Raw genomic sequence first — 14,938 nt, 5'->3', positions numbered from 1 at the left:
GAAGCGCTGTGCTTGCCGAGTTCATCTGATCTCTTGAAGGGTGAAGACTCCCGCCTTCGGGCGGGAGAGGAAACGCGGCACAAGGCCGCACGGTTTCTGTCGGTGGGATCGGTTAGATTCCGCCTCGTGCCCCGGTACCGGCTGACGCCCACCCCCGCCCAGCAGGCGGTCCTGGCCGGCCACTGCGCCCACGCGCGCTACGTCTGGAACCTGGCCATCGAGCAGCACACACACTGGAAACCGGGGCGACAACCGGCACCCGGCTACACCGAACAGTCCCGGCAGCTCACCCAGGCCCGCGCGGCGTTCGCCTGGCTTGCCGCGGGCTCGCAGACGGTCCAGCAGCAGGCGCTGCGGGACTTCGCCCAGGCCATGAGCAACTTCTTCGCCGGCACCCACGGCCGGCCCACCTGGCGCAAGCGCGGCCGCCACGAGGGGTTTCGGATCGTCGCGGTCAAGCCCGGCGACGTGCGCCGCGTCTCGCGCCATGTCGGCCAGGTCAAGGTGCCCAAGGTCGGCTGGGTGTCCTTCCGCTGGTCGCGGCCCGTCCCCGACGGGGTGAAGTCCTACCGGATCACCCGGGACGCGGCCGGGCGCCGGCACATCGCCTTCGCCGCCGTGCCCGCACCGATTCCCGCACCGGGCAACGGGCGACGCGTCGGGGTGGATCGCGGGGTGGCGGTGTTGGCGGCGCTGTCCACCGGGGACCCGCTGACCGTCCCCGGTCTGAACGCCACCGAGCAACGGCGGCTGGTTCGGTTGCAGCGCAAGCTCGCCCGCGCCCGGCGCGGCTCCACTCGGCGCGCCACGGTCAAGGCCGCGATCGCCCGGTTGAAGGCCCGTGAGAAGGATCGGCGCAAGGACTGGGTGGAGAAGACCGGCACCGATCTGGCCAGACGGTTCGACGTGATCGCGGTGGAGGACCTGAAGATCCGGAACATGACCCGCTCGGCCAAGGGCACCGCCGAGGCGCCCGGAAAGAACGTCGCGGCCAAGGCCGGGCTGAACCGGGGCGTCCTCGCCTCCGCCTGGGGTGCGCTGGTGGCCCGCCTGGAGGACAAGGCCCCCGGACGGGTCGTGAGAGTCAACTCCGCGTACACGAGCCAGCGGTGTTCGGCGTGCGGGATCGTGGATCGGAAGTCGCGTCAGAGCCAAGCCGACTTTCGGTGCCGGTCCTGCGGATACGCCGCCAACGCGGATGTGAACGCGGCCAGGAACATCTACCACGCGGCGGGGCATGCCGTGTCTGCGCGGGAAGGGCCTGGGGTTGCCGGGCCGGTGCACCGCGAACCTCAACGCGTCCTCCTTTCGGGGTAGGGGCGGGTTGGAATCCTCCGCTCTTCAGGCGGGGGAGGATGTCAACAACTGATCACACGGGCCTTCAGGATGAAGGGCACGGTCAGAAAGGCCACGCCCGCGATGAGGAACGCCACCGGTCCGATGGTTCCAGCGGCGCTGCCCACCAGTGTGGCCAAGCCGGGGACGGAGGGTTGGGCGACTTCCCATGACGATCTGTGGAAGGCGAACCAGCGGGGCCGTTTGGTCTCGGGTGCGCGATCGGCCACGAGTGCCTGCCAGCGGCCCAGCAGCACGCCGTTCACGGCGATCCAGGCGAGATAGGCGCTTACGGTGAGCGGGAGGTTGTCCACGCTGGCCATCGTCAGGGTGAGAACGGCAAGCAGGACGGTTCCGGCTACCAGCACGATGTGGTGAGGACGCGGGGTCAGCATCCGTCGCGTCGCCCATAAGGCCAGCGGGGCCAGCGTGGCCGCACCGGTGAGAGTGAGCCCGGGCAGCCGTGCCTGTGCGCCCCGTTGCAGGAGCACCAGCGGCATGAACATCACCACCGCGAGATAGCCAGCGGCGAAGGCAGTGTTAGCCAGCGTCAACCGCAGTAGGACCGCAGGGAGCCGCCAGCGTCTCCTACTGTCCTGGACGACGTTCCGCTCCTGGCTCCGGAGAGAAAGGAAGATCACCGCTACCGCCGCAGTGGCAAAGCAGGTCGCGCCCAGTCCCGGGGCCACCACGGTGCCAGGCGGCAACCGGTCGAGCATGACGGTCCCGGCCCTGCGGGAGATCAGTGCCGTGATCCCGAAGGTTGCCAAGACGGCCGAGGTGAGGTCCGGTCCGGCCTGTGGCAGTGGCATTCGACTCCGAACAATACTGCTCGGTGCCAGGAGAGCGACGATGGAGACGACCTCCGGCGGAACCTGACCCAAACCCTGCCCGGCTTCGGGTCTTCAACAGGATCCGCCGGTTTCTCCCCCGCCCCGGTTGCCGGAAACGTTCGCGTCCCTCGATCGGCGTCAACTCCGTCCGTGCACGTTGGGTGGGATCAACGGTGGACATGGCGTGCGGGGGACACGCCGAGACAGAGCTGACTCCTCGATTGGGCCGCGAGATCGGCAGTCGTCGGGGCGGGGGAGGAGCGGGCCAGGAGGCACCCGGTTGACCCCTGGCACCTCGGCAGGCGTGGCGACGCCGTCCCTCCAAAACCCACGCCGCCACGCCCGTTCTACCGGGCTCTACCGGACAGCAACGCCGTCCAGATCACCCGAGCCTCACTGATCGGCAAGAGAGAGGTCTCGCGGATCTCGTGGCCCCCGTCGAGTTGAACGGTTCGCCGCAGAAACGCCCGTCCGCCGCCTTCGTACAGTTCGTACACCGTGGCGCGGCAGAAGCAGGTCCAGGCCACCGAGCGAGTCCGCTCCAGCACCGAGTACGGCCGCCGCCACACCAGCCGGACGTGATTCCGTTGAAGCATGGCCACATGCGGACTCAGGCACTCATTCAGCACGATCACGTGACGCTCTCCGCGATCAGCTCGGACAGAGGATGCGTCTCCCGCAGTTCCCGGTAGCGGAACATGATGCGACAAGCAGCCTGGTCAGGATCGGTTGCCGGATGCCAGGCGTAGACGAACCGGTGCCGTCGGGCATCCCAGCCGGTACGCCACCAGTAACGATCGTGCTGGCACCAGACAACCAGGCCCACCCAAACCGACACCAGCGCCAAGCCGTACCCGTCATGGACATCAGCCGTAATTCCCTGGAGCCCTAGTTCGGCCCGGAGTTCTTCTGCGGCATCGAGAGGGGTCACCGAGGCGAAGTCCAGACCGGTCATTGGTGGTTGCATGCACCCGACCTCCGAATTGTCACGATGCGTAGTTGGGCATTGACGGATGGGAACAGTGAACCGAGGTGAACCGGATCTTTGAACTTCGCTGGAGGTCGTTGTGGGGACGTGTTGACGACCATGAAAACGTCCCAAGAAGGCCTTGAAACGTCCTGGAACGTCTTTTCCACTGAAGGGCGTGAACGAACGCCTACGTACGGCGATGCTGCGTCACGGCATAGCCCTGGAGGATCCGGCCAGAGCGTGTGAAGTCGAGGCCAAGACCGTGGAGCGGTGGATCAACACCGGCCGGGTTCCGCACCGTCGTCACCGATGGGCGGCGGCCAAGCTGCTTGCGGCTGACGAGACCTATCTCTGGCCTGACGTGTTACGGCAGAGCGGCGCTCGCAAGGGCGAGGCCAGTCGTTCCGAGCTTCTGGAGATTTACCCCGACCGGGCGAGCGTCCCGCGTGAGACGTGGCTACGTCTTCTCAGTGATGCTCAGGAGCACATAGACGTCCTGGTCTTCTCCGGGACGTTCTACGCCCAGACGCAACCAAAGGTGGCTCGCATGCTCACCGAGGCGGTTCAACGCGGTGTGGCGGTTCGCCTGTGCTTTGGCGATCCCAATTCTCAGGCCGTGGAGGTCCGTGACCGAGAGGAGCGGTTGGGCGGCACGCTGGCGGCCAAGATTCGTTCGTCTCTCACCTACTACCGAGATCTTGTCGATCTTGACGGGTGTGAGATACGGCTGCACGGGACGACGCTGTATGCCTCCCTGTTCCGCTATGACGACGAGATCCTCGTCAACCCGCACGCGTACGGCGAACCCGCATCGGCCAACGCGACCTTCCACTTCCGCCGACTCGACAGCGGGACGCTCGCCGAGCACTACATGACATCATTCGATCGCGTGTGGGCCGAGGCCGTGCCGTGGTCCGGCACTGAGATCTGAGAGGAACCCGTGGGACGAGTCGAGTTCTGGAACGACCCGAACGCGCCGAAGGCCAACACCCTGGTTCCCGCGTGCGGAACGATCACCGTTGACGAGGCGGGACGCATCCTCCTCCAGCGCAGGCGGGATACCGGCCAGTGGGCATTGCCGATGGGAAAGATGGAGATCGGTGAGACGCCCTCACAGTGCGCCGTACGAGAGACCGAGGAGGAGACCGGGGTCATCGTCGAACCGGTTGGCATGCTCGGCATCTACTCCGATCCCGGCCATATCGTCGCCTACACCGATGGAGAGGTCCGCCAGGAGTACGAGGTGATGTTGATCGCCCGTCCGATCGGAGGTCGGCCGGAAGTCAATGACGAGGCCAGCGCCGTCCAGTGGGTAGCACCCGAAGACCTCCGGGCGCTCGATATCCATCCGACCCAGTGGCGCCAGCTCAACGATTACTTGAACGGCGCATACCCGCACATCGACTGAGACTGTCGCCGACCATGCGAACCCGCCACCGAAGTGGAGCGTTGTCGCCGCAGTCTCAATGAGAGCTGGAGGCGGTCAGCTACGCTCTGCGCATGATCCACCGAGGGTGAGAGGGGACTTCCATGGCGGAGGAGCTGTCGAAGCTGACAGGCTTGCTGTACGAGATCGGGCTGCTCAAGCGCTACAAGCGCACGGGCTGGCTGGTCGCGGGAGTGCGGGACCCCGAAAGCATCGCCGATCACTCGTTCCGAACGGCGATCATCGCGAGCGTGATCACCGCGTTGGAAGGCGGCAACCCCGAGCGCGCGGCGTTCATGAGCCTGTTCCACGACACGCAGGAGACCCGGGTCACCGACATCCCCTATATCGGCAAGCGCTATCTGACAGCGGCCCCGAACGAGGAGGTCACCGCAGACCAGATGCGTGGTGTCCCCGAACCCGTGGCCGAGATGGTGAGCGGCGCGGTCGGCGAATACGAGGAGAAAACCAGCCTCGAAGCCGTCTGCGCCCGTGACGCCGACAAGTTGGAGTGCCTGATCCAGGCCATCGAATACCGGGAGCAGGGACACGGGAACGTACAGCCGTGGATCGACAGCTCACTTGCCGCCCTGAAGACGCCGTCCGCGAAGCGCATCGCAGAGGAAGCGCTCAGCACGGGCTCACTGGAGTGGATGACGCACATCCTCAACGGAGACCGAGACACCTGACGCTCAACGACGCCCGAATCCGTTCGAGCTCGTGTGGCTAGGTCGCGTTCGACGGTGTGATGTACGAGCCCGGTGGGTGAGCCGCTGTTTTCATAATTCGGGGGACTGGTGGCGCTCAGGACCGCTAGTCCCCCGAATTATGAAAAATGTAACTCGATTTCCGCTACGGCAACGACATGCTGATCAATCAGCACATATTTGGTGCTTATGGTTATATTGCGCCGCTTCTTCACCTGCGTCGCATCGATGGTGGCGACTTCTTCGATACCTACGTTCGAAGCTTCGAGCGGGTCTGGGATATTTCGTATCCGATCGAAGAGTCCAATTTTTGAAGACAGCGTGCCGCCTTGCTCTCCGGAGAAACTAGAGATTCCTCTTCTTCGTCGCGATGACGGCATCGATCAGTGCGGAGGTGTCCACGAGGTTCGGCAACGTGATATCCGCACCTTCGCTCTTCAATCTCTCGATCGTGTCGAGGCCCGAGGCGACCGCGATCACGTAGGCCCCGCTGTCCTTGCCCGCACGTACATCTCGGACGGTGTCACCGATGAGTACCGTCGTTGACTCATCGAAGGATGTCCTGTATTTGGCCCCTGCTCTTTTGCGGGCAACGCCGACCAGGTTCGCCCGGACGCTGTCATCGGAGCCATAGCCGCCCACTTCAAAGTCCAGGCCGAAGTCCAGGCCGAACGTGGCGACCTTGGTGAAGGCATTTGGTTTGATATTGCCTGTCAGGACGGTCTGGACTATCCCGCCCAAATCGCCAAGAGCGGAAATTGCCTCTCGTGCTCCTGGAAGAGCGTATCCGCGCCTTCTCAGCTCTTCCCGCCTTGACTGCAGAGAGCTTTCCAGCGCCGTGTTCAGCTTGGCCGCATGAGCGTCGGTCATCTCGATTCCATGTTGATCAAGCAGGTCGCGCATGATCGCCGGATCGGTGCGGCCATCGGTCCGTGCCCTGTGTATCGCGGTTCGCCCGGTCAGTAACTCATAGGCTCCGGCGTAGGTCTCCTTGCTGACTCCGCCGTTCTCGATCAGCGTGTGGTCAACGTCCCACAGCACCAGGATCTTAGGAGTTTCCGCGCCCACTACGCCCCTCCATCCACCGGCCGGCGCTGCCGGATTAACGGTTCCCGGTCGCCGCCTAATGGAAAGCTTCGCGCACCGGCTCGTTGTCCACGCGGTCCGGCTCTATACGACTTACCAAGCGTGCGCTAGTTTGGTTAGGTGGATCTGGACTTCACGCGGGCGGAGCAGGAATTCCGGGCTGAGGTGCGAGACTGGCTGGCCGGGCATGTGCCCAAGGTCCCGCTGCCCTCCATGGACACCCGGGAGGGGTTCGAGGCGCATCGAGAGTGGGAGCACCTGCTCGCCGCGGAGCGGCTGTCGGTGGTGTCCTGGCCGGTCGAGTACGGCGGGCGCGGGGCGAGCCTCATCGAGTGGCTGATCTTCGAGGAGGAATACTGGGCGGCGGGCGCCCCCGGCCGGGTCAGCCAGAACGGCATCTTCCTCCTGGCGCCCACGATCTTCTCCTTCGGCACCGCGGAACAGCGGGAACGGTTCCTGCCCGGCATGGCCAGGGCCGGCGACATCTGGGCACAGGCGTGGTCGGAGCCGGAGGCCGGCAGCGACCTCGCCTCGCTCGTGTCCCGCGCGGAGCGGGCCGAGGGCGGCTGGCGGCTTTACGGGCAGAAGACCTGGAGCTCCCGGGCCTCCTACGCGGACTGGGGCTTCGGCCTGTTCCGCACCGACCCGGCCTCGACCCGGCACAGGGGCCTGACCTACTTCATGTTCCCCCTGGCCGACGTCACCGTCCGGCCGATAGCCCAGCTCGACGGGGAACACGGCTTCGCCGAGATCTTCTTCGACGGCGTCTTCGTCCCCGACGACCTGGTGCTCGGCACCCCCGGCGAGGGCTGGCGGATCGCGATGGCCACCACCTCCTCCGAGCGCGGCCTCACCCTGCGAAGTCCCGGCCGGTTCCTCGCGACGGCCGACCGGCTGGTCCGGCTGGCCCGTTCACTCGACGCCGACCCGGTCCTGGCCGACCAGGTGGCGCGGGCCTGGCTGGACGCCGAGTCCTACCGGCTGCACACCTACGGCACCGCCCGCAGGCTGGCGGCCGGGGAGGAGATCGGCCCCGCGTCCAGCATGGGGAAGGTGTTCTGGTCCGAGCTGGACGTGCGCATGCACACCCTCGCCCTCCGCCTGCTCGGCGAACGCGGGCTGCTGGACGGCGGGGCCCCCGACGCCGAGGACGGCGGCCGCTGGCTGGACGGCTTCCTGTTCTCCCTCGCCGGTCCCATCTACGCCGGCACCAACGAGATCCAGCGGAACATCATCGCCGAACGTGTTCTGGGGCTGCCGCGATGAACTTCGCATTCACCGACGACCAGCTGGCACTCGCGGCGACCGTCCGGGACGTCCTCAAGACTCACTGCCCGGCCCGGGCCGTACGGGACGAGCGGACCCCCGCCTGGTCCCAGCTCGCCGAGATCGGGCTGTTCGGGCTGCTGGTTCCCGAGGAGCACGACGGCCTCGGCCTGGGGCTCGTCGACGCGGTCCTGCCCTTCGAGGAGACCGGCCGGGCCGCGCTGCCGGGCCCGGTGGCCGAGACCGCCGTGGCGGCCCCCGCGCTGCTCGCGGGGGATCCGGTGCTGGGCAAGCTCGCCGCCGGCTCGCTGCGGGTGAGCGTGCGGATCGGCGACCAGGTCTACTCACCCGACGCGGACCTGGCCGACCTGCTGATCGTGGAGCGGGACGGCGTGCCGTACGCGGTCCAGCCCGACGCGGTACGGCTGACGCCCCAACCGGGGGCGGACCGGACGAGACGGCTGTTCGGTGTGGAGTTCCGGGAGGGGACGCGGCTCAGGGCCGAGGTCGCCCCGGCGGTCCGCGGGGTGACGGTCGCGGTGGCCGCCCAGCTCATCGGGGCGGCCAGACACCTGCTGGAGGTGACCGTCGACTACGCGCGGACCCGCAGGCAGTTCGGCGGTCCGATCGGGGCGTTCCAGGCGGTCAAGCACCAGCTCGCCGAGGTCGCCATCGCGGTCGACTTCGCCGCGCCCCTGGTCTACGCCGCTGCCCTCGCCGTGGACCGGGACCTGCCGACCACGGACCGGGACGTCAGCGCCGCCAAGGCCGCGGCGGGAGAGGCCGCCGAGCTGGCCGCCAGGACCGCGCTCCAGGTGCACGGCGCGATCGGTTACACCGAAGAGCTCGACCTGCACCTCTGGCTCGCCCGGGTGTGGTCGCTCTCGGCCGCGTACGGCGGGACCGGCCTGCACCGCTCGCGGTTGAGAACCGCGATCCTGGGCGCTCCCGAACTGAGGAGATGGCCGTGATCCGGGTACGGCGGAACCGGGCAGTGGGAGGCCGCCGATGAGGTTCGGCGTTCCCCTCGGGCTGATCCACCCGGACGCGTGGCGGGACGTCGCGGTCGCGGCGGACGAGCTCGGTTTCGAGTCGGTGTGGCTGCCCGAGCACCTCGTCTTCGCCACGGACCTGTCGCTGGCGACCTACCCGGGAACCGACAAGCCAGGCATCTCGCCGGCCACCCCGCTGTTCGACGCCCCCGCCTACCTGTGCTGGCTGGCCGGGCTGACCTCGCGGGTACGGCTGGGCACCGCCGTGCACCTCTACGCCCTGCGCCACCCCTTCGTCTCCGCCCGCGCCTTCGCCACCCTGGACCGGGTGTCCGGCGGCCGGGCGATCTGCGGGGTCGGCGCCGGGTGGTACGAGGGGGAGTGGCTGGCGGCCGGGGTGGACTTCGCCACCCGGGGCCCCAGGCTGGACGAGGCGATCCAGGTGACCCGGCGGCTCTGGTCCGAACCGGTCGTCGCGCACGCGGGGCGCTTCTACGACTTCCCCGAGGTCGCCTTCGAGCCCAAACCGGTCCAGGACCGGCTGCCGATCCTGGCCGGGGGCGAGTCGGGCGCGGCCCTGCGGCGAGCCGCCCGGCTGTGCGACGGCTGGATCAGCATGCCGCACTCCCTGGACACGATCCGCCCCCAGCTCGACAGGCTCGCCGCGCTCCGCGACGACCGCCCCTTCTCGGTCACCGCGCACGCCTACGAGCTCACCGGCCCCGCCGAGATCGCCCAGTGGGAGAAACTGGGCGTGGACCGTATGATCGTCCGCCCTTGGCGCCGCAGCCGCGACGCCGTCGCCGGCCTCGCGGACTTCGCCGCCGGCTACTTCTGAACCGGGGCCTCCGCTCCTGAGACCCGTGTCCTCGGGGGAAGCGGCGCTGCCGGTGCCCGGCGGGCCGAGCACGCGGTGCGGCCGATGCCACGCGGCGCGGCCGGGTAGCGGGAGCGAGCGTGCCTGCTAATGTCACAAGCTCGCCCATAAGTGATCAAGGAGACCCGTGACATGGCTGAGCCGTATCCGCTGATCGAGCCGTACGACAGCGGGATGCTCGACGTGGGCGACGGCAACCTCGTCTACTGGGAGGCCTGCGGGAACCCGGACGGCAAGCCCGCGCTGGTCGTGCACGGCGGGCCCGGAGGCGGGTGCTCGCCGGGCAACCGCCGGGTCTTCGACCCGGAGCGGTACCGGATCGTGCTGTTCGACCAGCGTGGCTGCGGACGCAGCACGCCGCACGCGAGCGACCCGGCCACGGACATGAGCGCGAACACCACCGGCCATCTGATCGCGGACATGGAACGGCTGCGGCGGCACCTGGGGATCGAGCGGTGGCTGCTGTACGGGGGCTCGTGGGGGGCGACGCTGATCCTCGCCTACGCCCAGCGCCACCCGGAGCGGGTGTCGCAGATCGTCATCCCCGGGGTGACCACGACCCGGCGCTCGGAGATCGACTGGCTCTACCGGGGCGTGGGGCGGTTCTTCCCCGAGGAGTGGGAACGGTTCCGGGCCGGGGTGCCCGAGGCCGATCGTGACGGCGACCTCCTCGCCGCCTACGCGCGCTTGATGGAGGATCCCGATCCGGATGTGCGGGCCAGGGCCGCGGACGACTGGATGGCGTGGGAAGACGCGGTGATCTCCCTGGAGCCGAACGGCAAGCCCAAGGCGTACAGTTCCCGCCCTCCGGACGCGCTGCTCGCCTTCGTGCGGATCTGCGCGCACTACTTCTCGAACGGAGCCTGGCTGGAGGAGGGTGAGCTGCTGCGCAACGCCGATCGCCTGGCGGGCATCCCGGGCGTGCTGATCCACGGCCGCCTCGACATGGGCTGCCCTGTCGGAACCGCCTGGGAGCTGACCCAGGCCTGGCCCGACGCGCGGCTGGTCGTCGTCGACGACTCCGGGCACACAGGCAGCGGAACCATGAAGGACGAGATCATCTATGCGCTCGACCGGTTTTCGCGATACTGAGACCGCATCAGAGTTCACTGCGCGGAGCCGGTGTCAGAACCCGCCGCATATGAGGGAAGCCGCCGGAGTGGGGCTGGGCAGGCTCACGCCTCGCCTGCCGACTTGGTGAGGCGAGGTGCCATGGGTGAACCTTGACGACAGGCCTAGACCGGCACTCTCGCCCGGCGGCGACCCTGGTAACCGCTGTGGACCAGGACGTCGGTGGGCTCGGCGGTGAGCGGCTTCGCCGAGCCGCTCGGCCGGGTCGAGCTGACCGGACCGACCGGGCCGACCGGGCCGACCGGCGTGGTCGAGGCGGCCGGGATGGTCATGCCAGCCGTACCGGCTGTGCTCACCACGGGATCGGCCCGGCGGTGGCGCCGGCCGCGCAGGGGGGCGTCCTGGACGAAGGTGGACGACTCGGCGACCGGGCGCTCGCGGAGGCGGCGCCTGCCCTGGTAGGGGACGCGAGGACCGTCGTGGCGCCGACCGGCCGGAACGGTTGCCCCGGGGCGGGTGGGGCTGACCATGCCGCCGGTCCGGCTGTTCTCGCCGGGGCGGAAGGAGTCGGTCCGGCCGTTCTCGCCGGGGCCGAAGAAGCCGACCCAGCCGGCCTCCTCGGCGCGGGCGAGGCTGGCCTGGATGATCTCCTCGGCGCGGGCGAGGCAGGCCTGTTCCGCCGGGGTGAGGCCGGTTTCCCTGACGTGGGCGAGCGGGGTGGTGACCGAGGGGAAGTCGGTCACCGCGGCCGGTGGGAGCGTGATCTCGGGAACGGCCTGCGGGGTGGTCCGGGGCTCTTCGGTCCGCGGGGTGGTCCGGGGCTCCTCGATCGGCGGGGTGGTCCGGTGCTCTTCGGTGACGGCGGGCGCGTTCGCGGTCATCCGGCGGCGGCCGGGGGCGCGGCGGCGGCCCGGGGCCCGGCGGGAGGGGGCCCGGCGGGCGGGCGCGGTGCCCCCACCGGCGAACGCGAGCCGGACCCGCGACTGCTTGACCTTGGCGTGGGCGATGATCGCGACCGCGGCGAGCAGGACCGGGGCGAGGACGGCGGGGGAGCCGAGCTGGGGAGTGTCCAGGGACAGGTCGCGGCTCGCCGAGCTGGGGGCGGTGGCGAGCGCGTTGGTGTCGGCGGTGGCGGGCTTGGCGTGTTTGCCGGGTGTCGTGGTACGGCTGGCGGAGGTTTGCGGCCGGGCGAGGGTCTCGCTGGGCTTCGGGGTGTTTTCCGGGGCGGCCCCGCCTTCCTTGGCGGTGGGCCTGGCGGCGGGCTTGGCGTGTTTGGGGGCGGGCTTGGCCGAGATGGACTCAGCGGACGCGTCGGTCTCGTGCGCGGGATCCGGCGGGGAGATCATCGAGAGCAGGCTGGGCCCGGGGTCGAGCGCCACCGAGTTGTTCGCCTGGATGTCGGGGGAGGTGATGACCGTCTGCTTCTGGGCCGCCTCCTTGTCCAGCCGGGCCTTGATCTTCTCCGGATACCCGTAGCCGACGATCTTGTCGGTGTCGCGCTGCTTGCGCTTGGCGACCCCGCCGTCGATGTTCCCCTCGATCGTGTGGATCGTCTTGCCGTCCACCTTGGTGACGATCCCGACATGGTCGATGTTCTCAACCTTGTTCGAGCCGCTCCAGTCGAAGAAGACGATGGCGCCCGGCTTGGGGGTGGTGCCCCAGGCGTCCTGCTGCTGGAACCACTCGGCGTGGTAGACGGTGTAGGCGAACTGGCCCACCCATTCCTCGTAACCCAGCTTGCTGGCCGCCCACGACAGATACATGTCGCACCAGGGGGCCGAAGAGTAGTCGGCGTCGAACTCCACGTTCCCGCCGTACCACTTACCGAACTTGGTAGAGCCGCCCCTCTCGGTATACCCGAGCTCGCTCTCCAGCAGTTCGATGAACTTCTGCATCTCAGGGGTCATAGGAAGTTTCAAGTGATCCCCAGGCAGCCACGTGGGCATGGTCGCGCCGCCCTCGCGACCGGGCTACCGGGAGATGGGTTGAGCGATGGTGCGTTCACGCGGACCGACCTGGGGGGCAGTCGGGGCGCGTGTGGCGGCACCATTGGCCAGTTTCTTCCGTGACGTGGGAGGCTACCTGACAAAAGGGTGGGTCAAGACAGCCCAAAGTGCACATAAAGACGTCTGTGGTCTCGATCGGGAGCAAACGCCCACGTCAACGGCCTTTTCGGAATCCTCCTTCGCCGAACCGGCCCAACAAAAAATCTTCGAGGCGTGCGGTCCTTGGGCGTCCGGAGGGGGGCCGAACGGGATTCTGTAGAACATGTTCTAAGGTGTGCGCATGACGATGGATCTCGCCCCCACCGAGGACGCCGACGCCGGTCTCGACGCGCTGGCCCTGCTCGCCCGGCAGGCCCGTGAGCTGGTCGACGCGGTCGTGCTGACGGACGTCCCGGAGGATGAGATCGCCGCCGTCACCGCCGAACTGGCCGCTCTCACCGATCGTCTGCGTGCCGTCCGGCGGACCTCCCCGCACGCCTTCGAGTTCGGCCCCGACGGCCAGCCCCGGCACGCGGGAAACGCGGTCACCGGCTCGGCCAACCCGCACGCCCTTCCGCTGGTCGTCCAGGTCACCCCGGAGAAGACGGTCCGGGCCGATCTCTGCTTCCGCCTGACCCACGAGGGACCGCCCGGCTCGGTCCACGGCGGTGTCAGCGCCATGATCCTCGACCACATGCTGGGTCATGCCGTCGCGGTTGCCGGTGTCGCCGGGATGACCGCCACGCTGACCCTGCGTTACCTGCGCCAGGTCCCGTACGGCGAGCCGCTGGTGGCGACCGCCGAATATGTCCGCTCCGAGGGCCGCAAGACCTGGTCCGAAGGCCGGATCGCCCTTCCTGACGGCACCTCGCTGGTCGAGGCGACCGGCCTGTTCATCACGCCCCGGCTCTGGATGGAGGACGACCGCGGCATCCCCGGGCCGGAGGAACGGTCCACCGGCACCACATCATGACTTCGCCGGTTTTCACGCACCGCCTGGCCGGAGATCGACCGGAAGGCATGGGGGCGGGAATCCCCGCGCACCGCTGATCCGCGATCAATAGAATCTTGTTCTATGGCAGGCGACAGCGCGTTCTTCACTCTCAGGAACGGCGAGTTCATCCCCGCCCCGCACGCCTGTGTTCCCTGGTCATCGGAGGTGCTGCACGGTCGGCTGGTCGGTGGCCTGATCGTGAGAGCGCTTGAGGCGGAGTACGGCGAGTTGCGGTTCATATCAGCCCGCAGTAGCGGCACCTGCCCCGCCGGCGCAGGTAGTACGCCAGCGTCGCCGTGCCGAGCGCCACGGCCCAGATCGGCCAGTACGCTATGGGGCTGCTCAGCCAGGCGGCCGGGTCGGTCCAGTCGGTGATGCGCACGGCTTCCAGGCCCGCCGACAGCAGCACGGCCGTGACCAGCGACGCGAGGGTGAGCGGAAGCGCGGGTGGTATGCGCTTGCCCGCCAGGCCGATCACCCAGCGGGGCCAGATCTCACCCCAGCGATACACCAGCCCGAGCGTGAGCGTGCTGCCGACCGCGGCGAACGTCGCCAGTGCCGCTCCCGCCCACGCCAGGCCCGATTCGTGCAGCCAGCGCAGATTCTCCTCGGAGAACAGCAGCGGGATGTTCAGCGCCCACGCCCAGCGGACCACGGCGTAGAAGAGCGGGACGACGAAGGCCGTGTAGGCCGCCCATCGCCCCCATCTGGCCGCCGACGCGGGTGTCGTCCAGAGGGCGGCCCCGCGCGCTGAGCGGCCGCAGCTGCCGCAGGAGTCACTGGTGCGCCGCTGGAAGGCCAGCGCCGCGCCCGCCCACAGCAGCCCTCCGGCCATGCAGATGATCAGGTTCAGCACCGGCCAGGGGAACGCGAGCTCGAAGTAGTTGGCGTCCGGCCAGCCGAACGGCAGCCCGATCAGGAAAATCGGGGCGTAACCGACCGCTGTCATGATCCGGGCGTCGGGGATGAGGCCGACGAGTGTCACCGCGGCGGCCCAGGCCGGCGTGAGCACCGCGAAGCGGGCCGCGCCGCGCAGCCGTACCCGGGCCATGACCAGCGCGAGCACCGCGCCCGCGAACCCGAGCGCCATGATGACCGGCGCGGTTCCCGCGGCCGTCGCGCCGCCCAGCAATGATTCCGCCCTGGCGTCGGGGAGGTCGCCCTCGCCGAAGGGGAAACCCGCGCCGCCCAGTGTCCAGTGGAGCCCGAGCCCGCCGTAGGCCAGCGACCAGGCGCTCGCCGCGTACGCCGCCCAGCGGGGCCACCGGGCGGCCACCTTCTGGTTTTCCATGGTTGTTTCCATGGCTCAAGCGTCGAGCGGTGGAGGGTGGCGTGCCCATCTGCCGTTCGGCGGATCTCGTCCGGCGGGCGTCGCGGCCCGTCTCCCTTTTGGGGG

General features: G+C 68.7%; 16 protein-coding genes. 10 read left to right on the top strand and 6 right to left on the bottom strand.

The genetic code is table 11. The features are described from left to right. Window positions 1–126 precede the first annotated feature (126 nt). Window positions 127–1,317, top strand: a complete 1,191-nt coding sequence (locus ACFY2X_RS10790; RefSeq protein ID WP_389935606.1) for an RNA-guided endonuclease InsQ/TnpB family protein — start codon at window positions 127–129, stop codon at window positions 1,315–1,317. Window positions 1,318–1,358: 41 nt separating this feature from the next. On the opposite strand, the gene ACFY2X_RS10785 is transcribed toward ACFY2X_RS10790, so the two are convergent. The 3 genes from ACFY2X_RS10785 to ACFY2X_RS10775 form a co-directional block, all read right to left on the bottom strand. Further along, the gene (locus ACFY2X_RS10785; RefSeq protein ID WP_389935604.1) at window positions 1,359–2,147 is read right to left on the bottom strand and encodes a hypothetical protein; all 789 of its coding nucleotides are present in this window, start codon (window positions 2,145–2,147) and stop codon (window positions 1,359–1,361) included. A 368-nt stretch (window positions 2,148–2,515) separates the two neighbouring features. Beyond that, on the bottom strand, window positions 2,516–2,764 hold the full coding sequence (locus ACFY2X_RS10780) for a hypothetical protein (RefSeq protein WP_389935601.1): 249 nt from the start codon (window positions 2,762–2,764) through the stop codon (window positions 2,516–2,518). 35 nt (window positions 2,765–2,799) lie between these two features. Then, on the bottom strand, window positions 2,800–3,123 hold the full coding sequence (locus tag ACFY2X_RS10775) for a hypothetical protein (protein WP_389935598.1): 324 nt from the start codon (window positions 3,121–3,123) through the stop codon (window positions 2,800–2,802). 190 nt (window positions 3,124–3,313) lie between these two features. Here ACFY2X_RS10775 and ACFY2X_RS10770 point away from each other — a divergent pair, with 190 nt between their 5' ends. The 4 genes from ACFY2X_RS10770 to ACFY2X_RS10755 all read left to right on the top strand — a co-directional run bounded on the left by ACFY2X_RS10770 (window position 3,314) and on the right by ACFY2X_RS10755 (window position 5,585). Continuing rightward, complete coding sequence (locus tag ACFY2X_RS10770) at window positions 3,314–4,069, top strand: XRE family transcriptional regulator (RefSeq protein ID WP_389935596.1); 756 nt, start codon at window positions 3,314–3,316, stop codon at window positions 4,067–4,069. A gap of 9 nt (window positions 4,070–4,078) precedes the next feature. Next, window positions 4,079–4,546: an NUDIX domain-containing protein gene (locus ACFY2X_RS10765; RefSeq protein WP_389935593.1), complete on the top strand. Its 468-nt coding sequence runs from the start codon at window positions 4,079–4,081 to the stop codon at window positions 4,544–4,546. Between the two features lie 122 nt (window positions 4,547–4,668). Then, complete coding sequence (locus ACFY2X_RS10760; protein WP_389935591.1) at window positions 4,669–5,253, top strand: HD family hydrolase; 585 nt, start codon at window positions 4,669–4,671, stop codon at window positions 5,251–5,253. Window positions 5,254–5,429: 176 nt separating this feature from the next. After that, complete coding sequence (locus tag ACFY2X_RS10755; protein ID WP_389935589.1) at window positions 5,430–5,585, top strand: hypothetical protein; 156 nt, start codon at window positions 5,430–5,432, stop codon at window positions 5,583–5,585. A gap of 31 nt (window positions 5,586–5,616) precedes the next feature. Here ACFY2X_RS10755 and ACFY2X_RS10750 read toward each other — a convergent pair whose 3' ends face one another. Beyond that, window positions 5,617–6,339: an HAD family hydrolase gene (locus ACFY2X_RS10750; protein WP_389935586.1), complete on the bottom strand. Its 723-nt coding sequence runs from the start codon at window positions 6,337–6,339 to the stop codon at window positions 5,617–5,619. Between the two features lie 138 nt (window positions 6,340–6,477). Here ACFY2X_RS10750 and ACFY2X_RS10745 point away from each other — a divergent pair, with 138 nt between their 5' ends. The 4 genes from ACFY2X_RS10745 to pip all read left to right on the top strand — a co-directional run bounded on the left by ACFY2X_RS10745 (window position 6,478) and on the right by pip (window position 10,584). Further along, a complete protein-coding gene (locus ACFY2X_RS10745; protein WP_389935582.1) occupies window positions 6,478–7,623 on the top strand; it encodes an acyl-CoA dehydrogenase family protein in 1,146 nt (381 codons plus the stop codon). Further along, window positions 7,620–8,594, top strand: coding sequence for an acyl-CoA dehydrogenase family protein (locus tag ACFY2X_RS10740; RefSeq protein WP_389935579.1), 975 nt, complete (start codon window positions 7,620–7,622; stop codon window positions 8,592–8,594). The genes ACFY2X_RS10745 and ACFY2X_RS10740 overlap by 4 nt, the downstream gene beginning before the upstream one ends. Window positions 8,595–8,631: 37 nt before the next feature. Next, complete coding sequence (locus ACFY2X_RS10735; protein WP_389935577.1) at window positions 8,632–9,453, top strand: TIGR03619 family F420-dependent LLM class oxidoreductase; 822 nt, start codon at window positions 8,632–8,634, stop codon at window positions 9,451–9,453. A gap of 171 nt (window positions 9,454–9,624) precedes the next feature. Further along, a complete protein-coding gene (gene pip / locus ACFY2X_RS10730) occupies window positions 9,625–10,584 on the top strand; it encodes a prolyl aminopeptidase (protein ID WP_389935573.1) in 960 nt (319 codons plus the stop codon). 143 nt (window positions 10,585–10,727) lie between these two features. Here pip and ACFY2X_RS10725 read toward each other — a convergent pair whose 3' ends face one another. After that, window positions 10,728–12,458, bottom strand: a complete 1,731-nt coding sequence (locus ACFY2X_RS10725; protein WP_389935570.1) for a CHAP domain-containing protein — start codon at window positions 12,456–12,458, stop codon at window positions 10,728–10,730. A 391-nt stretch (window positions 12,459–12,849) separates the two neighbouring features. On the opposite strand from ACFY2X_RS10725, the gene ACFY2X_RS10720 reads away from it, so the two are divergent. After that, window positions 12,850–13,521, top strand: a complete 672-nt coding sequence (locus tag ACFY2X_RS10720) for a PaaI family thioesterase (protein ID WP_389935567.1) — start codon at window positions 12,850–12,852, stop codon at window positions 13,519–13,521. A 256-nt stretch (window positions 13,522–13,777) separates the two neighbouring features. On the opposite strand, the gene ACFY2X_RS10715 is transcribed toward ACFY2X_RS10720, so the two are convergent. Then, window positions 13,778–14,833, bottom strand: coding sequence for a hypothetical protein (locus ACFY2X_RS10715; RefSeq protein WP_389935565.1), 1,056 nt, complete (start codon window positions 14,831–14,833; stop codon window positions 13,778–13,780). Window positions 14,834–14,938 lie beyond the last annotated feature (105 nt).

It is taken from the genome of Streptosporangium sp. NPDC000396, assembly GCF_042898655.1.
Classification (GTDB): Bacteria; Actinomycetota; Actinomycetes; order Streptosporangiales; family Streptosporangiaceae; genus Streptosporangium.
Note: the sequence above shows the minus strand (reverse complement) of the source record. Positions and strands in the feature narration are given on the sequence as shown.

Excerpts from the sequence above, each read along its gene's own strand:
- ACFY2X_RS10785 (WP_389935604.1), bottom strand. The coding sequence starts at position 2,147 with ATGCCACTGCCACAGGCCGGACCGGACCTCACCTCGGCCGTCTTGGCA.
- ACFY2X_RS10780 (WP_389935601.1), bottom strand. The coding sequence starts at position 2,764 with ATGCTTCAACGGAATCACGTCCGGCTGGTGTGGCGGCGGCCGTACTCG.
- ACFY2X_RS10775 (WP_389935598.1), bottom strand. The coding sequence starts at position 3,123 with ATGACCGGTCTGGACTTCGCCTCGGTGACCCCTCTCGATGCCGCAGAA.
- ACFY2X_RS10760 (WP_389935591.1), top strand. The coding sequence starts at position 4,669 with ATGGCGGAGGAGCTGTCGAAGCTGACAGGCTTGCTGTACGAGATCGGG.
- ACFY2X_RS10755 (WP_389935589.1), top strand. The coding sequence starts at position 5,430 with ATGCTGATCAATCAGCACATATTTGGTGCTTATGGTTATATTGCGCCG.
- ACFY2X_RS10740 (WP_389935579.1), top strand. The coding sequence starts at position 7,620 with ATGAACTTCGCATTCACCGACGACCAGCTGGCACTCGCGGCGACCGTC.
- ACFY2X_RS10735 (WP_389935577.1), top strand. The coding sequence starts at position 8,632 with ATGAGGTTCGGCGTTCCCCTCGGGCTGATCCACCCGGACGCGTGGCGG.
- pip (WP_389935573.1), top strand. The coding sequence starts at position 9,625 with ATGGCTGAGCCGTATCCGCTGATCGAGCCGTACGACAGCGGGATGCTC.
- ACFY2X_RS10725 (WP_389935570.1), bottom strand. The coding sequence starts at position 12,458 with ATGCAGAAGTTCATCGAACTGCTGGAGAGCGAGCTCGGGTATACCGAG.
- ACFY2X_RS10720 (WP_389935567.1), top strand. The coding sequence starts at position 12,850 with ATGACGATGGATCTCGCCCCCACCGAGGACGCCGACGCCGGTCTCGAC.
- ACFY2X_RS10715 (WP_389935565.1), bottom strand. The coding sequence starts at position 14,833 with ATGGAAAACCAGAAGGTGGCCGCCCGGTGGCCCCGCTGGGCGGCGTAC.